Here is a 15,904-nt window from a genome sequence, read left to right as displayed (position 1 = left end):
CTGGACGCACGCGGGGACCGCTCGGGGGACCGATGACCTTTCCACAGCAACGCGACGGGGACGCCGAGGGCGCGCGCCCGCAGACGCTGGCGTCCCGCGCCGCCCGCCGGGTCTGGGCCGACATCCGGCCGCTGGACCCGGTCCGCTCGATCAAGGGCAAGCTCGCCCTGCTGGTGATCGTCTCCGTCTTCCTGGCCACCGGGATGGTGGTCGTCGCGATACGGTCCGAGACCCAGATCCGGATCATCATGGTCTTCTCCATGATCGCCTCGCTGCTGTTCATGCAGTTCCTCGCGCACGGGCTGACCTCCCCACTGCGCGAGATGAAGGACGCGGCCCGCGCCATGGCCTCCGGCGACTACAGCCGCCGGGTCGAGGTGAGCTCCCGCGACGAGATCGGCGAGCTGGCCGTCACCTTCAACGCGATGGCCGCCGACCTCCAGGCCGCCGACCAGCACCGGCGCGAGCTGGTCGCCAACGTCTCCCACGAGCTGCGCACGCCCATCGCCGCGCTGCGCGCCGTCCTGGAGAACGTGGTGGACGGCGTCGTCCAGCCGAACCCGGCGACCCTGGGGGCGGCACTGGAGCAGACCGAGCGGCTCGGCCGGCTGGTCACCCACCTGCTGGACCTCTCCAAGATCGACGACGGCGTGGTCGACCTGGACGCCCGCCCCTTCGAGGTGCGCGAGTTCCTGGACGGCGTGCTGCGCGGCGTCACCGTGGACGGCGCGACGGCCGGCGGGGCCTTCTCCCGGCGCGGCGACGTCCGCCTCGCCCTGGAGGTCAGCCCGAGCGGCCTGACGGGCGTGGCGGACCCGGAGCGCCTCCACCAGGTGGTCGCCAACCTGGTCGACAACGCCTGCAAGCACTCCCCGCCCGGCGGCACCGTCACCGTGCGCGCCCGCCCGGACGGCGAGGAGGGCGGCCTGCTGCTGGAGGTCGAGGACGAGGGCCCCGGCATCCCGCCCGCCGACCGCAACCGGGTCTTCGAGCGGTTCAGCCGCAGCGGCACCGCGACGGCCGCCGGCCCGGGCGCGGACGGCGGCACCGGGCTGGGCCTGGCGATCGCCCGCTGGGCGGTGGACCTGCACGGCGGGCGGATCGCCGTCGCCGAGTCCCCGCGCGGCTGCCGGATCGAGGTCCGGCTTCCGGGACAGCGCCAAGCGTGACCGGTTCATCACACGGGTTATTTGTCACAGAACCGACACAGTGATCCAGGAAGATCACCTACGGTTCAATGCAGAGATATGTCCGGATTCGCCATAGTTTGACCACTGACCGGCATCGGTCAGTTCCCCTCAGATACGGCTTCCTAACGCACTTTTTCAGCCAAAGTGCAGGTCAGGACTGTGATCTGGGCGACGCCTGGGGCCCGGGGACTGCGCGATCACTGGTCAGGGGCGTAGCCTTAATCCCCGCTGTCCAAACATCCCAAAAGGAAGCGGAAGAGGGCGGTTGCCGCCGTGTCGCCACAGTCCCAAGAAACCCCCAACAGCTCGGCAAGCTCCACTGGCTTCGGCCCCAATGAGTGGCTCGTCGACGAGATCTACCAGCAGTACCTCCAGGACCCGAACTCGGTCGACCGAGCCTGGTGGGACTTTTTCGCCGACTACAAGCCCGGTACCGAGGTGACCCCAGTGACCCAGGCCGCGACCCCGGTCGGCACCACGCCGACCCCCGCCGCCGCCCCCGCGCCCGCCGCTGCTGCTCCGGCCGCACCCGCCCCCGCCGCGCCGGCCGCCCCGGCTCCGGCGCCGGCCCCGGCCGCACCGCTCGCCGCAGCCCCCGCCGCGCCCCCGGCCCCCAAGGCCGCCGCCGCTCCGGCCGCTCCCGCCGCCGCCCAGGACGGCCCCGAGCTCGTCCCGCTGCGCGGCCCGGCGAAGGCCGTCGCGACGAACATGGACGCCTCGCTGGAGGTGCCGACCGCGACCTCGGTCCGCGCCGTCCCGGCGAAGCTGTTGATCGACAACCGCATCGTCATCAACAACCACCTGCAGCGCGCCCGCGGCGGCAAGGTCTCCTTCACCCACCTGATCGGTTACGCCCTGGTCCAGGCCATCAAGGCCTCCCCGGGCATGAACCACAGCTACAAGGTGGAGAACGGCAAGGCCTTCCTGGTCAAGCCGGAGCACGTCAACCTCGGCCTGGCCATCGACCTGGTCAAGCCGAACGGCGACCGCCAGCTGGTCGTCGCGGCCATCAAGAAGGCCGAGACGCTCGACTTCTTCGGCTTCTGGCAGGCCTACGAGGACATCGTCCGCCGGGCCCGTGCCAACAAGCTGACCATGGACGACTTCACCGGCGTCACGGTCTCGCTGACCAACCCCGGCGGCATCGGCACCGTGCACTCCGTGCCGCGCCTGATGCAGAACCAGGGCACCATCGTCGGCGTCGGCGCCATGGAGTACCCGGCCGAGTTCCAGGGCTCCGCCCCCGAGACGCTCTCGCGCCTGGGCGTCTCCAAGATCATGACGCTGACCTCGACCTACGACCACCGCGTCATCCAGGGCGCGGCCTCGGGCGAGTTCCTGCGCGAGATCCACCGCCTGCTGCTCGGCGAGAACGGCTTCTACGACGAGATCTTCGAGTCGCTGCGGATCCCGTACGAGCCGGTCCGCTGGGCCACCGACGTCGCCACCACCCACGACGACGAGGTCAACAAGACCGCCCGCGTCATGGAGCTCATCCACTCCTACCGGGTCCGCGGCCACCTCATGGCCGACACCGACCCGCTGGAGTACAAGCAGCGCAAGCACCCCGACCTGGACGTCACCACCCACGGCCTCACCCTGTGGGACCTGGAGCGCGAGTTCGCGGTCGGCGGCTTCGGCGGCCAGAAGATGATGAAGCTCCGCGACATCCTCGGCCTGCTGCGCAACACGTACTGCCGCACCGTCGGCATCGAGTACATGCACATCCAGGACCCGAAGCAGCGCAAGTGGCTGCAGGAGCGCCTGGAGAAGCCGTACTCGAAGCCCGAGCGCGAGGAGCAGCTGCGGATCCTCCGCCGCCTGAACTCCGCCGAGGCCTTCGAGACCTTCCTGCAGACCAAGTACGTCGGGCAGAAGCGGTTCTCCCTGGAGGGCGGCGAGTCCCTCATCCCGCTGCTGGACGCCACGATCGACGCCGCCGCCGAGCACCGCCTCGACGAGGCCGTCATCGGCATGGCCCACCGCGGCCGCCTGAACGTGCTCGCCAACATCGTCGGCAAGCCGTACGGCAAGATCTTCGGCGAGTTCGAGGGCAACCTCGACCCGAAGTCGATGCACGGCTCCGGCGACGTCAAGTACCACCTGGGCGCCGCGGGCACCTTCACCGGCCTGGACGGCGAGACCATCAAGGTCTCGCTCGCCGCGAACCCCTCCCACCTGGAGACGGTCGACCCGGTCGTCGAGGGCATCGTCCGCGCCAAGCAGGACGTGCTCGACCAGGGCGGTACCACCTTCCCGGTGCTCCCGATCCAGGTCCACGGCGACGCGGCCTTCGCCGGCCAGGGCGTCGTCGCGGAGACCCTGAACATGTCGCAGCTGCGGGGCTACCGCACCGGCGGCACGATCCACCTCGTGGTCAACAACCAGGTCGGCTTCACCGCCGCCCCGGCGTCCTCGCGCTCGTCGATGTACTGCACCGACGTGGCCCGCATGATCGAGGCGCCGATCTTCCACGTGAACGGCGACGACCCGGAGGCCGTGGTCCGCGTCGCGCGGCTCGCCTTCGAGTTCCGGCAGGAGTTCCACAAGGACGTCGTCATCGACCTCATCTGCTACCGCCGCCGCGGTCACAACGAGGCCGACAACCCGTCGTTCACCCAGCCGCTGATGTACGACCTGATCGACAAGAAGCGCTCGGTGCGCAAGCTGTACACCGAGGGCCTGATCGGTCGCGGCGACATCACCATGGAAGAGGCGGAGCAGGCGCTCCAGGACTTCCAGGGCCAGCTGGAGAAGGTCTTCGCCGAGGTCCGCGACGCCGCCCAGGCTCCGGCCGACGCCGCCGCCGCCCGCCCGGTCGCGAACTTCCCGGTCGCCATCCAGACCGGCATCTCCCAGGAGATGGTCAAGCGGATCGCCGCCTCGCAGGTCAACCACCCGGACTGGCTGACCGTCCACCCGCGCCTGCTGCCGCAGCTGCAGCGCCGCGCCGCCTCGGTCGAGGACAACACCATCGACTGGGCGACGGGCGAGGCCCTCGCCATCGGCTCGCTGCTCATGGAGGGCCACCCGGTCCGCCTGGCCGGCCAGGACAGCCGCCGCGGCACCTTCGGCCAGCGGCACGCCGTCCTGATCGACCGCAAGACCGGCGAGGACTACACCCCGCTGCAGTACCTCACCGAGGACCAGGCCCGCTTCACCGTCTACGACAGCCTGCTGTCGGAGTACGCGGCCATGGGCTTCGAGTACGGCTACTCGCTGACCCGCCCGAACGCGCTGGTCATGTGGGAGGCGCAGTTCGGCGACTTCGTCAACGGCGCGCAGACCATCGTGGACGAGTACATCGCCTCCGCCGAGCAGAAGTGGGGCCAGCACTCCGGCGTCACCCTGCTCCTGCCGCACGGCTACGAGGGCCAGGGCCCGGACCACTCCTCCGCCCGCCCGGAGCGCTTCCTCCAGCTGTGCGCGCAGGACAACATGACGGTCGCCATGCCGACCCTGCCGTCGAACTACTTCCACCTGCTGCGCTGGCAGGCGCACAACCCGCACCACAAGCCGCTCATCGTCTTCACCCCGAAGTCGATGCTGCGCCTGAAGGCCGCGGCGAGTGCGGCGGAGGAGTTCCTGTCGGGCTCGTTCCGCCCGGTCATCGGCGACAACACCGTCGACCCGGCGCAGGTCCGCAAGGTCGTCATCACCTCCGGCAAGTTCTACTACGACCTGGCCGCGGCCCGGTCGGAGCGCGGCGTCACCGACACCGCGATCGTGCGCATGGAGCGGCTCTACCCGCTGCCGGTGGCCGAGCTCCAGGAGGAGCTGGCCCGCTACGGCGACAACGTCCAGTTCATCTGGGCGCAGGAGGAGCCGGCCAACCAGGGCGCCTGGCCGTTCATCGCGATGAACCTGGTCGACCACCTCCAGGTCGTCATCGGCCGCAGCGGCGGCGACGCCCGTCTGCGCCGCGTCGCCCGTACGGCCTCCTCGGCCCCCGCGGTCGGCTCGGCCAAGCGCCACGGCGCCGAGCAGGCGGCCCTCGTGGACGAGGTGTTCTCGCTCTGACGACGGCCCCCGCGCCGACGTCCTGACGCCCGACGGCCCCCGCCCTCCCCACCAGGGAGGACGGGGGCCGTCGGCGTACGCAGTTCACGGTTGTGCAACCGATGCGAATCCCCGGTGCACGCCCTCCTGACAGGTCGATAGGTTATGCCTCGCCATGGCGACCGTCCGGCGCCCGTCTTCGCGCCCGCGGCCCGGCCGTACGACCTCACAGCACTCAGGGGGACCTCACCACATGACCGCCGACACTCCCCGGGACGCCGGCCAGCTCCCGCCGGTCTTCCAACCGCTCCTGCCCGACGACCCCAGGGAGGTCGGCGGCTACCGGCTGTTCGCCCGGCTCGGCGCCGGCGGCATGGGCCGCGTCTACCTCTCGTACACCCCCGGCGGCCGCCCCGTCGCGCTCAAGGTGGTGCGCCCCGAGTTCGCCGAGGACGGCGAGTTCCGCCGCCGCTTCGCACAGGAGGTCAGCAGCGCCCAGCGCATCCACGGGCTGTACACGGCGCAGGTCATCGACTCCGGCGGCCTGGACTCGGACGCCCCCTGGCTGGTCACCGCGTACGTCCCCGGTCCGTCGCTGCAGCAGGTGGTGCGCGAGCACGGCGCCCTGCCGGTGCGCACCGTGCTGCTGCTCATGGGCGGCATAGCCGAGGCGCTCCAGGCCATCCACAGCGTGGAGGTCGTGCACCGCGACCTCAAGCCGGCCAACGTGCTGGTCGCCGGGGACGGCCCCCGGGTCATCGACTTCGGCATCGCCCGCGCCGCCGACGCCACCGCCCTGACCGGCACCGGGTACCGCATCGGCTCCCCCTCCTTCATGGCCCCCGAGCAGGCCCAGGGCCGGGCCGTCACCCCGGCCACCGACGTGTTCGCCCTCGGCGCCCTGGCCGCGTACGTGGCCGGCGGCACCGCGCCCTTCGGCGACGGCCCCGACACCGCGGTGCTCTACCGGGTGGTGCACGAGGAGGCCGACCTCACCGGCGTCCCGGAGGACCTGCGGGAGCTGGTCCAGCGCTGCCTGGCGAAGTCCCCGGAGGACCGGCCGACGCCCGCCGAGATCATCGGCGTCGCCCGCAACCACCCGGAGGTCGGCGGGCAGCTGCGCTTCGGCGAGGACTGGCTGCCGCGCCAGGTCAACACCGAGATCACCCGCCGCTCGAACCTCCCGAAGACTCCCCCCACCCCGGTGCTGATCGCGCCCGCCGCTCCTCCCGCCGCACCGACGACGCCCCCGGCCCCCGCCACTCCCCCGCCGCCTGCCGCCGCGCCCGTCCAGCACGCGACGCACCCGGTGACCGTCACCGCCCCGCAGCAGCCCGCCACCCCGCCGCCCGGCTTCACCCCGCCGCCGGTCGGCTCGTACGGGCCTCCGCAGCCCGCCACCGAGGCGCCCACCGCCCCGGTGCCGCCCGCCCACCCGACCCTCCAGCTCGCCGCCCAGCCGGCGGTGGCCGCCGACACCCCGCCGCCCGCGCCGGTGGTGACCGCCGTCGCCCCGGCAACCGAGCCGAAGCGCAAGGGCGGGGTGTCCTGGAAGGTGCTGCTCACCGTCGCCCTGGTGATGGCGATCGGCGGCACCGCGGGCGGCGTCGCCCTGATGAAGAAGCTCGACGACGGCAAGAAGAGCGACACCGGCAGCTCCGCCCAGGCCCCGGCGGCCGGGACGGCCAACCCGCCGGCGGCCGCCGCGGGCGACCCGTCGGCCGGCTCCGGCGCCGTCTCCAACGCGCCGGTGACCGCCTCGCCCTCGAAGACCCCCAGGAGCACCGTCTCGGCCCCCGCCCGGCCGACCGGCTACACCGCCGCGCTCACCAAGGTCTCCCTCGCCGTCCCCGCGGCGAACGACGCGAGCGACGCCTACCGGATCGACCTGGACTCCGGCAAGGTCGTCCCCCGCCAGACCAAGCTGAAGTGGGGCTTCGGCGTCGGCAAGAAGGACTGCTGCGGCGGCAAGGCCGACACCTTCTACGGCTTCGGCGACGACGCCTCCGACTTCGCGCTGATCACCGACCCCACGGTCACCCCCGAGCAGTGCGCCACCGCCATCGACTCCCGGCCCGACACCGACCTGAGCTTCAACCGCGTCACGGCGGGCCGGCTGCTCTGCATCCGCGACCGGGTCACCCGCAACATCGCGGTCGCGGCCATCGACGCCGTCGACACCACCGGCGGCGGGACCTCGGTCACGGTCAGCACCTGGCGGGCGAACGACCAGCCCGTATCCTGACCAGGTCAATCCCCACCGGACCGGAGCGAACCGTGTACTTCACCGACCGCGGCATCGAGGAACTCGCGAACCGGCGCGGCGACGAGGAGGTCACCTTCGAGTGGCTGGCCGAGCGCCTGCGCGAGTTCGTCGACCTCAACCCGGACTTCGAGGTCCCCGTCGAGCGGCTGGCCACCTGGCTGGCGCGCCTCGACGACGAGGACGACGAGTGACCTGAGGCACCCCGACGAGGGCCCCCGGAGGCAGCCGCCTCCGGGGGCCCTCGCGTTCTCCCGTAGGGGTCGCGTCCGGGCTCGTCTCCGGGGCGGAACCGCTTGCTTTTCCCGGCACGCGATATATCGTCTTTACAAGAGAACGCGATACATCGCGATCCGCGACGGGAGGCGGCAGAGATGAACCAGTGGACGGTCGAGGGACCCGAGAGGATCACCGTCGACGAGGCGGTCCGGGCGCTCCACGTGCGCGTCATCGACGGCACGGTCAACGTGGTCGCCGCCGAGGGCCCCGCCCGCCTGGAGGTCACGGAGCTGCGCGGCGAGCCGCTGCACGTGACGCTGGTGGACGGCGTCCTGACCGTGACGTACAAGGACATCAACAGCTGGAACGACTTCGGCAACGTCCTCAAGTCGATGGACTCGGTGAAGACCTGGTTCTCCGCCCTGCGCAACAAGCGGGTCGTCGGCGTCACCGTCACCGTCCCTGCCGGCACCGAGGTCAAGGTCGGCACCGTCTCCGCCGGCACCACCGTCTCCGGCTTCGCCGAGCACGTCTCGGTGCAGAGCCTCAGCGGCGACGCCACCCTGGTCGGCCTGTCCGGGCGGACGGACGCCAACACCGTCAGCGGCGACGTGGACGCCCAGTCCGTGGCCGGCCGGCTCAAGGTCAACACCGCCTCCGGCCGGCTGACCGTGGTGGCCGGCACCGCCGACCGCGTCCAGGTGAACTCGGTGACCGGCGCCGTCACCCTGGACCTCGACGTCGCGGCCGAGACGGACGTGAAGGTCAACACCGTCAGCGGCGCCGTCGCCGTCCGCATCCCCTCCCTGGCCGACGCCAAGGTCGAGGCGGGCTCCACCAGCGGCGACATCACCAGCACCTTCGAGCAGCTCAAGGTCGCCGGCAGCTGGGGCGCCAAGCGCCTGTCGGGCCAGCTCGGCGAGGGCCGCGGCAGCCTCAACGTCACCACCGTCTCCGGCGCCGTCACGGTGCTGCGCCGCCCCGAGACCGAGGACGAGGCCCCCGTGGTCCGCGAGCTCACCGCCCCGGCCGACAAGCCGGCCGGCCCCGACTTCACCAAGGAGGCCTGAGATGACCCCCGTGTTCGGCCACGGCCGGCTCCGGCTCTACCTGCTCAAGCTCCTCGACGAGTCCCCCCGCCACGGCTACGAGGTGATCCGGCTGCTGGAGGAGCGCTTCCAGGGCCTGTACGCCCCCTCCGCCGGGACGGTCTACCCGCGCCTGGCCAAGCTGGAGCAGGAGGGCCTCGTCAGCCACAGCACCGAGGGCGGCCGCAAGGTCTACCGGCTCACCGACGCCGGCCGGGCCGAACTCGAGGCCCGGAAGGTCGAGTTGGACGAGCTGGAGCGGGAGATCCACGACTCGGTGGCGCAGCTGGCCGGGGCGATCCGCGAGGACGTCAGGGACAGCGCCAAGAACCTGCGCGAGGAGCTGTGGAAGGCCGCCGGCCAGGCGCCGCGGCCCGACCGTGCCGAGGGCGGGGACCCTTGGGCGGGCCCGTGGGGGGACAACGAGTCCTGGCAGCGCGCCAAGGAGGAGTTCACCCAGTTCAAGCGGCAGGCCAAGGAGCAGGCCAAGCGGGCCCGCGAGCAGGAGAAGGCGGCCAAGGCCAAGGCGAAGGCCGCCGAGGAGGAGGCCCGTCGGCTGCGCGAGGAGGCCAAGGCCTCGCGCACGGCGGCGCAGCAGGAGGCGCTGCGGATCAAGCGCCGGGTCGAGCAGCAGGTGCGCGAGCACGCCGCCAAGGGCGACTGGCCGACGGGGCTGGCCGAGGGCCTGTCCGAACTGACCAAGGGCCTGGCCGGGTTGGCCGACGCGGCCCGCTGGGGCCACCCGGCGGGCGAGGCCTCCCCGCCCTCTCCCCCGTCCCCGCCGTCGCCGCCCTCCGCCCCGGCCGAGCGGATCACCGTGACCAGGGTCGACCTGGACAAGGAGGAGCCGGCCGCACCCGCCGACCTGCCGGCCTGGGCGCACACCGACCCCGACGGGGACCCGGCCCGCGAGCTGGAGCGGCTGCTCGACCGCTTCCGCGACCAGGTCCGCGACGCGGCCCGCGACGGCGGCGTGAGCGAGGAGCAACTCGCGGACGCCCGGACGGTGTTGGGCACCGCAGGCGAGCGACTGCGGCGTCTGCTGGGCTGACGCACCGGGTGGTCCGGTGCCTCCGGGGGGAGGCACCGGACCACTGGCGTGTTCAGGGGCTCAGTGACTCAGGGGTTCAGCACGATCTTCCCGAAGAGGTCCCCGGCGGCGAGCCGGGCGAAGCCCTCCCGGGCCTCGGCCAGCGGCAGGACACTGTCGATCACCGGCCGCACCCCGGAGTTGGCGCACAGGGCGAGCAGCCCGGCCAGCTCCTCCTTGGTGCCCATCGTGGAGCCGACCACCCTGAGCTCCAGGAAGAAGATCCGGTTCAGCTCGACGGCGCTCGGGTTGGCCCCCGAGGTCGCCCCGGAGATGACGATCGTGCCGCCCGGGCGCAGCGACTTCACCGAGTGCGACCAGGTCGCGGCGCCGACGGTCTCCATCACCGCGTCCACCCGCTCGGGCAGCCGGGCGCCGCTCTCGAACACCGCGTCCGCGCCCAGCTCCAGGGCCCGCTCCCGCTTGGCGCCGTCCCGTCCGGTGACCCAGACCCGCAGCCCGGCGGCCTTGCCGAGGACGACCAGCGCGGTCGACACCCCGCCGCCGGCGCCCTGCACCAGCACGGTGTCCCCGGGCCGGACCCCGGCGTTGGTGAACAGCATCCGGTAGGCCGTCAGCCAGGCGGTGGGCAGGCAGGCGGCCTGCTCGAAGCTGAGCCCGGCGGGCTTGGGCAGCAGGTTCCAGGTCGGCACGGCCACCTTCTGCGCGAAGGTGCCCTGGTAGCGCTCGGTCAGGATCGAGCGCGGCTCGGCCGGGCCCACCCCGTGGCCGCTCTGGCCGATCACGGAGTGGAGGACGACCTCGTTGCCGTCCTCGTCGACCCCGGCGGCGTCGCAGCCGAGGATCATCGGCAGCCGCCCGGCGGGCAGGCCGACCCCGCGCAGCGACCAGAGGTCGTGGTGGTTGAGGCTGGCGGCCCGGACGGTGACCACGCTCCAGCCCGGACGGGCCTGCGGCTCGGGCAGGTCCCCGAGTTCCAGGGCGCTGAGGGGGTCGTCGGGGTCGATGCGTGCGGCGTAGGCGGCGAACATGCCTCCGGACGTTAGCCCGGCACGGCCGAGGCCGGGAAGCACGCGACGGTGTGACGCGTGTCCCGGCCTCACCGGACGGGCTCAGACCCGGGCCACGCCCTCGGCCCGGGCGGCCTCGGCGACGGCCTTGGTGACCGCCGGGGCGACCCGCTCGTCGAACGGGGAGGGGATGACCTTCTGCGGGGTCAGCTCGTCGGCGACCACGCCCGCCAGCGCCTTGGCGGCGGCCAGCTTCATGCCCTCGGTGATCCGGGAGGCCCGGACCTGGAGGGCGCCCGCGAAGATGCCGGGGAAGGCCAGCACGTTGTTGATCTGGTTCGGGAAGTCGCTGCGCCCGGTGGCGACGACCGCCGCGTACTTGTGCGCGACCTCGGGGTGGATCTCCGGGGTGGGGTTGGCCATCGCGAAGATGAACGCGCCCTCGGCCATGGTCGCCACGGCCTCCTCCGGGACGGTGCCGCCGGAGACGCCGATGAAGACGTCCGCGCCCGCCATCGCCTCGACCAGGCTGCCCTTGAGGCCGGTGCGGTTGGTCAGCCCGGCGATCTCGGCCTTGACGTCCGTGAGGTCGCCGCGGCCCTCGTACACGACGCCCTTGCGGTCGCACACCGCGACGTCGCCGATCCCGGCGGCCACCAGCATCTTGGCGATGGCGATGCCGGCCGCGCCGGCGCCGGAGATGACGGCCCGCAGCGAGCCGACCTCGCGGCCGGTGACCTTGGCCGCGTTCCACAGGGCGGCGGTGGTGACGATCGCGGTGCCGTGCTGGTCGTCGTGGAAGACCGGGATGTCCACGGCCTCCTGGAGCCGGCGCTCGATCTCGAAGCAGCGCGGGGCGGAGATGTCCTCCAGGTTGACGCCGCCGAAGGAGGGCGCCAGCCGCACCACGGTCTCGACGATCTCGTCGACCCCGGTGCAGGCGAGCGCGATCGGCACGGCGTCGACGCCGCCGAACTGCTTGAACAGGATCGCCTTGCCCTCCATCACCGGCAGCGAGGCCTCGGGGCCGATGTCGCCCAGGCCGAGCACGGCGGTGCCGTCGGTGACCACCGCGACGACGTTCGACTTCCAGGTGTAGTCGTCGACCAGCTCGGGCTGCTCGGCGATGGCGGTGCAGACCCGTGCGACACCGGGGGTGTAGGCGAGGGACAGGTCGTCCGCGTCGCGCACCGGGACGGTCGACCGGATCTCCATCTTGCCGCCGCGGTGGAGCGCGAAAACGGCGTCGACCGGATCGTCGGTGTCCTGGGTGCTGCTGTGGATGATCTCCGCTGCCACGATGACCTCTTCGTCATTGATCTGGCGAGGTGCGCGGCCGACGGACTGGTCGACCCGTCCGGGAAACCGGAAACCGGGTACGCCGAAGCGGACCCGGGGGCGGGGTCGGGGCGCAGCCGCCGGGCGGCGCCCTCGGATGAGGGTTATGGGGTCTGTTGGTCTGATGAGTGCTTCCGGGGCCGAGCGTAAGTCGGACGGAGGCATCGCACCTATGCCTTTTCGTCCTCGTCGCGCACTGTTCATCGCCGTGCCGTCGCGTCACTGGGGCCCGGCTTGAACACGAGCCGGGGCTCCGGCGGCGGCAACGGCGAGGAGGCACGCTTACCCGCGGGAGTGAACGCGGTCCAGGGAGCCGGTGCCATGGATACGGAGCCTCGTGATGGACTTCCGTTCCCGGGCACCCCGAGCCTGTCGGGGCTCGTCGGTCCGGTTCGAGCGTCCGGGGGTCACCCGGGTACCGAATTCTGGCACACCCTCCCGCGGCACCGGGCGGCGGGCCTCCGGGCCGGGCCACGGATGATCCGCATACTTATACGGAGGGTGACAGGGCCACGGTATTGGTCCGAATAGCGGACACTGTGCGCCCTCGTTATCCGATTTTGATCTGAATGAGGGCCACCTGACCGTCGTCTGATGGCAGGATTCCCCCCATCTCGGATCGAGCCGACCACTGGTCGAGGCGGTTCAGGTCAACGTCCACCTCGGCGGAGGGTGGCGGACGCAGTACCCCGCACGCCCCTGCGCGCCCCCGCGTCCAGGCACTGCATCACCAGGCCCCGCACGTACGACGACGTACAGACGTACAGCCGAATACACCACCCGTACGGCGCCGTACGGCCTGCTGCCCCGGTGCGCCGCTCCCGCGGCGCGCTCCGCCCGACCTCTCTCCCCAGGAGGAGATCCCCCTCATGACCGCCCGTACCCAGCGCACCCGGCTCCTCGCGGCCGGTGCGGTCGCCGCCTGCGTCTCCCTCGTCCTGACCGGCTGCGGCAGCAGCAAGTCCTCCTCCGGCTCCTCCGCCGGCGCCGGCACCAACCCGAGCGCCACCGTCGGCGCCGTGACGGCCGACCCGAAGCTGGCCGACCTCGTCCCGGCCGACGTGAAGTCGGCGGGCAAGCTCGTGGTCGCGGCCGACGCCTCGTACGCGCCCAACGAGTTCAAGGACGAGAAGGGCAACATCGTCGGCATGGACGTCGACCTGGCCGACGCCATCGCCAAGAAGCTGGGCCTGACGGCCGACGTCCAGAACGCGGACTTCACCTCGATCATCCCGGGCATCTCGGCGAAGAAGTACCAGGTGGGCATGAGCTCCTTCACCGACACCAAGGAGCGCGAGGCGACCGTCGACATGGTCACCTACTTCACCGCGGGCAGCGCCATCGCGGTCAAGAAGGGCAACCCCGACAAGATCGACCCCAAGGACCTCTGCGGCAAGAAGGTCGCCGTCCAGACCGGCACCACCCAGGCCGACGAGATCAAGGACACCCGCAACCCGGACTGCGTCAAGGCCGGCAAGCCCACCATCCCCAACGACGGTGACAAGTTCCCGCTCCAGACGGACGTCACCCAGTCCCTGTTCGCCGGCCGCGACCAGGCGATGATGGCCGACTCGCCCGTCATCGACTACGCGCTCAAGCAGACCAACGGCCAGCTGGAGAAGATCGGCGACACCTACGACAGCGCGCCCTACGGCGTGGTCCTGGACAAGAACTCGCCGCTCTCCAAGGCCGTCCAGGGCGCCGTCCAGTCGCTGATCGACGACGGCACCTACAAGCAGATCCTCAACAAGTGGGGCGTCTCGGCCGGCGCGATCGACAAGTCCGAGATCAACGCCGCCAAGAGCTGATCCTCCGCTCCACCACACCCCCCGAGGCCACCCACTGTGAATCCTTCAGACCAGGGGCTGGCGAAGCCGGGACGGCCCGATCCCATCAAGGCCGTCCCGGTCCGCCACCCCGGACGCTGGGCCGGAGCCCTCGTCGTCCTCGTCCTCGCGGCGATGCTGCTCCACGCCCTGATCTACAACCCCGCGTTCAAGTGGGACGTCGTCCGCGACACGATGCAGGACGACACGATCCTCTCCGGCATCGGCACGACCCTCGAACTCACCCTGTTCGCCATGCTCATGGGCGTGGTCGGCGGCGTGCTCCTGGCGATCATGCGCCTCTCGCCGAACCCGCTGCTGTCGGGGACGGCCTGGTTCTACATCTGGGTGTTCCGAGGCACGCCCGTGCTGGTCCAGCTGGTGTTCTGGAACACCCTGGGCTCGCTCTGGCAGGACCTCTCGATCGGCATCCCGTTCGGGCCGTCGTTCTGGTCCGAGAACACCAACACCCTCATCCCGACCTTCACCGCGGCGCTGCTCGGCCTCGGCCTCAACGAGGCCGCGTACATGGCGGAGATCGTGCGAGGCGGCATCCAGTCCGTCGACGAGGGCCAGAGCGAGGCCGCGCACGCGCTGGGCATGAGCCGGGCGGCCACGCTGCGCCGGATCGTGCTGCCGCAGGCGATGCGGGTGATCATCCCGCCGACCGGCAACGAGACCATCTCGATGCTGAAGACCACCTCGCTGGTCCAGGTCATCTCGCTGACCGAGCTGTTCACGGCCGGCCACGACATCTACTCGCGCACCTTCCAGACGATCCCGGTCCTGGTCGCGGTCAGCATCTACTACCTGATCATGACCTCGATCCTCACCGTGGGGCAGTACTACATCGAGCGGCACTACGCTCGTGGTGCGAACCGAACGCTGCCGCCGACGCCGTTGCAACGGCTGCGCCGACTGTTCGCCGGAAAGCCAGCCCCGAAGGAGCACGACGTCGTCCCGGGGCTCGAGGGAGGTGGTCACGCATGACCGATCTGACCAAGACCCCCGCCGACTCCGCACCGGCCGCCGCCGAGCCGATGGTCCGGGCCGAGGGCGTTCACAAGTCGTACGGCCTGGTCGAGGTGCTCAAGGGCATCGACCTGGAGGTCAAGCAGAGCGAGGTGTTCTGCCTGGTCGGGCCGTCCGGCTCCGGCAAGTCGACCTTCCTGCGGTGCATCAACCACCTGGAGAAGATAAACGGCGGGCGCCTGTGGGTCGACGGCGAGCTCGTCGGCTACCGGCAGAAGGGCGACCGGCTCCACGAGCTGCGCGACAAGGAGGTCGCCCTCAAGCGGCGGGACATCGGCATGGTGTTCCAGCGCTTCAACCTGTTCCCCCACATGACGGCCGTCGAGAACGTCATGGAGGCCCCGGTCCAGGTCAAGAAGGAGGGCAAGGGCGAGGCCCGGGAGCGGGCGATGGCCCTGCTGGAGCGGGTCGGCCTCGCCGACAAGGCCGGCAACTACCCCTCCCAGCTCTCCGGCGGCCAGCAGCAGCGCGTGGCCATCGCCCGGGCGCTGGCCATGAAGCCCAAGCTGATGCTCTTCGACGAGCCCACCTCGGCGCTCGACCCGGAGCTGGTCGGCGAGGTGCTGGACGTCATGCGCGGGCTGGCCGAGGAGGGGATGACGATGATCGTCGTCACCCACGAGATGGGCTTCGCCCGCGAGGTCGGCGACGCGCTGGTCTTCATGGACGGCGGCGTGGTCGTCGAGTCCGGCAACCCCCGCGAGGTGCTCAGCAACCCTCAGCACGAGCGGACCAGGGCGTTCCTCTCCAAGGTGCTCTGAACGGCGCTCCGCGTACGGACGGGCGGGGGGGGGCGCGGCCGCCCCCCCCGGTTTGGGACGGGGGGCCTGCCGGGGTGCGGGTCCCCCCCGCCACCGGGGGTGAGATCCCCCCCCCCCGGGGGGGGGC

General features: G+C 71.6%; 11 protein-coding genes. 9 read left to right on the top strand and 2 right to left on the bottom strand.

The annotated features are described in order from the left end of the window. Positions 1-32: 32 nt before the first annotated feature. The 6 genes from ACIRRS_RS31000 (at position 33) to ACIRRS_RS30975 (ending at position 9,810) form a co-directional block, all read left to right on the top strand. Positions 33-1,169, top strand: coding sequence for a sensor histidine kinase (locus tag ACIRRS_RS31000; protein ID WP_402977727.1), 1,137 nt, complete (start codon positions 33-35; stop codon positions 1,167-1,169). A 294-nt stretch (positions 1,170-1,463) separates the two neighbouring features. Next, entirely contained in the window at positions 1,464-5,210 is a 3,747-nt protein-coding gene (locus ACIRRS_RS30995; protein WP_402977724.1) for a multifunctional oxoglutarate decarboxylase/oxoglutarate dehydrogenase thiamine pyrophosphate-binding subunit/dihydrolipoyllysine-residue succinyltransferase subunit, read from the top strand. A gap of 232 nt (positions 5,211-5,442) precedes the next feature. Then, on the top strand, positions 5,443-7,434 hold the full coding sequence (locus tag ACIRRS_RS30990) for a protein kinase (protein ID WP_402977721.1): 1,992 nt from the start codon (positions 5,443-5,445) through the stop codon (positions 7,432-7,434). A gap of 32 nt (positions 7,435-7,466) precedes the next feature. After that, the gene (locus ACIRRS_RS30985; protein ID WP_402977718.1) at positions 7,467-7,646 is read left to right on the top strand and encodes a DUF6104 family protein; all 180 of its coding nucleotides are present in this window, start codon (positions 7,467-7,469) and stop codon (positions 7,644-7,646) included. A 180-nt stretch (positions 7,647-7,826) separates the two neighbouring features. Next, complete coding sequence (locus ACIRRS_RS30980; protein ID WP_402977715.1) at positions 7,827-8,741, top strand: DUF4097 family beta strand repeat-containing protein; 915 nt, start codon at positions 7,827-7,829, stop codon at positions 8,739-8,741. 1 nt (position 8,742) lies between these two features. Next, positions 8,743-9,810 (top strand): PadR family transcriptional regulator, encoded by a 1,068-nt coding sequence (locus ACIRRS_RS30975; protein ID WP_402977712.1) that lies wholly within the window; start codon positions 8,743-8,745, stop codon positions 9,808-9,810. Between the two features lie 68 nt (positions 9,811-9,878). Here the strand turns inward: ACIRRS_RS30975 and ACIRRS_RS30970 are convergent, their stop codons facing one another. Both ACIRRS_RS30970 and ACIRRS_RS30965 read right to left on the bottom strand, forming a co-directional pair. Beyond that, positions 9,879-10,841, bottom strand: a complete 963-nt coding sequence (locus ACIRRS_RS30970; protein WP_402977709.1) for a zinc-binding dehydrogenase — start codon at positions 10,839-10,841, stop codon at positions 9,879-9,881. An 81-nt stretch (positions 10,842-10,922) separates the two neighbouring features. Then, a complete protein-coding gene (locus ACIRRS_RS30965) occupies positions 10,923-12,119 on the bottom strand; it encodes an NADP-dependent malic enzyme (RefSeq protein WP_402977706.1) in 1,197 nt (398 codons plus the stop codon). A 908-nt stretch (positions 12,120-13,027) separates the two neighbouring features. Here ACIRRS_RS30965 and ACIRRS_RS30960 point away from each other — a divergent pair. The 3 genes from ACIRRS_RS30960 to ACIRRS_RS30950 are packed head-to-tail and all read left to right on the top strand — an operon-like array spanning position 13,028 to position 15,777. Then, positions 13,028-13,966 (top strand): ABC transporter substrate-binding protein, encoded by a 939-nt coding sequence (locus ACIRRS_RS30960; RefSeq protein WP_402977703.1) that lies wholly within the window; start codon positions 13,028-13,030, stop codon positions 13,964-13,966. Positions 13,967-14,002: 36 nt separating this feature from the next. Then, a complete protein-coding gene (locus ACIRRS_RS30955; protein ID WP_402977700.1) occupies positions 14,003-14,974 on the top strand; it encodes an amino acid ABC transporter permease in 972 nt (323 codons plus the stop codon). After that, on the top strand, positions 14,971-15,777 hold the full coding sequence (locus tag ACIRRS_RS30950; protein WP_402977697.1) for an amino acid ABC transporter ATP-binding protein: 807 nt from the start codon (positions 14,971-14,973) through the stop codon (positions 15,775-15,777). Before ACIRRS_RS30955 ends, ACIRRS_RS30950 begins: the two co-directional genes overlap by 4 nt. Positions 15,778-15,904: the final 127 nt, after the last annotated feature.

This window comes from Kitasatospora sp. NPDC101183 (genome assembly GCF_044767945.1).
Classification (GTDB): Bacteria; Actinomycetota; Actinomycetes; order Streptomycetales; family Streptomycetaceae; genus Kitasatospora.
This window is presented reverse-complemented; position numbering and strand designations above follow the sequence as displayed.

Excerpts from the sequence above, each read along its gene's own strand:
- ACIRRS_RS30960 (WP_402977703.1), top strand. The coding sequence starts at position 13,028 with ATGACCGCCCGTACCCAGCGCACCCGGCTCCTCGCGGCCGGTGCGGTC.
- ACIRRS_RS30950 (WP_402977697.1), top strand. The coding sequence starts at position 14,971 with ATGACCGATCTGACCAAGACCCCCGCCGACTCCGCACCGGCCGCCGCC.
- ACIRRS_RS30990 (WP_402977721.1), top strand. The coding sequence starts at position 5,443 with ATGACCGCCGACACTCCCCGGGACGCCGGCCAGCTCCCGCCGGTCTTC.
- ACIRRS_RS30975 (WP_402977712.1), top strand. The coding sequence starts at position 8,743 with ATGACCCCCGTGTTCGGCCACGGCCGGCTCCGGCTCTACCTGCTCAAG.
- ACIRRS_RS31000 (WP_402977727.1), top strand. The coding sequence starts at position 33 with ATGACCTTTCCACAGCAACGCGACGGGGACGCCGAGGGCGCGCGCCCG.
- ACIRRS_RS30980 (WP_402977715.1), top strand. The coding sequence starts at position 7,827 with ATGAACCAGTGGACGGTCGAGGGACCCGAGAGGATCACCGTCGACGAG.
- ACIRRS_RS30970 (WP_402977709.1), bottom strand. The coding sequence starts at position 10,841 with ATGTTCGCCGCCTACGCCGCACGCATCGACCCCGACGACCCCCTCAGC.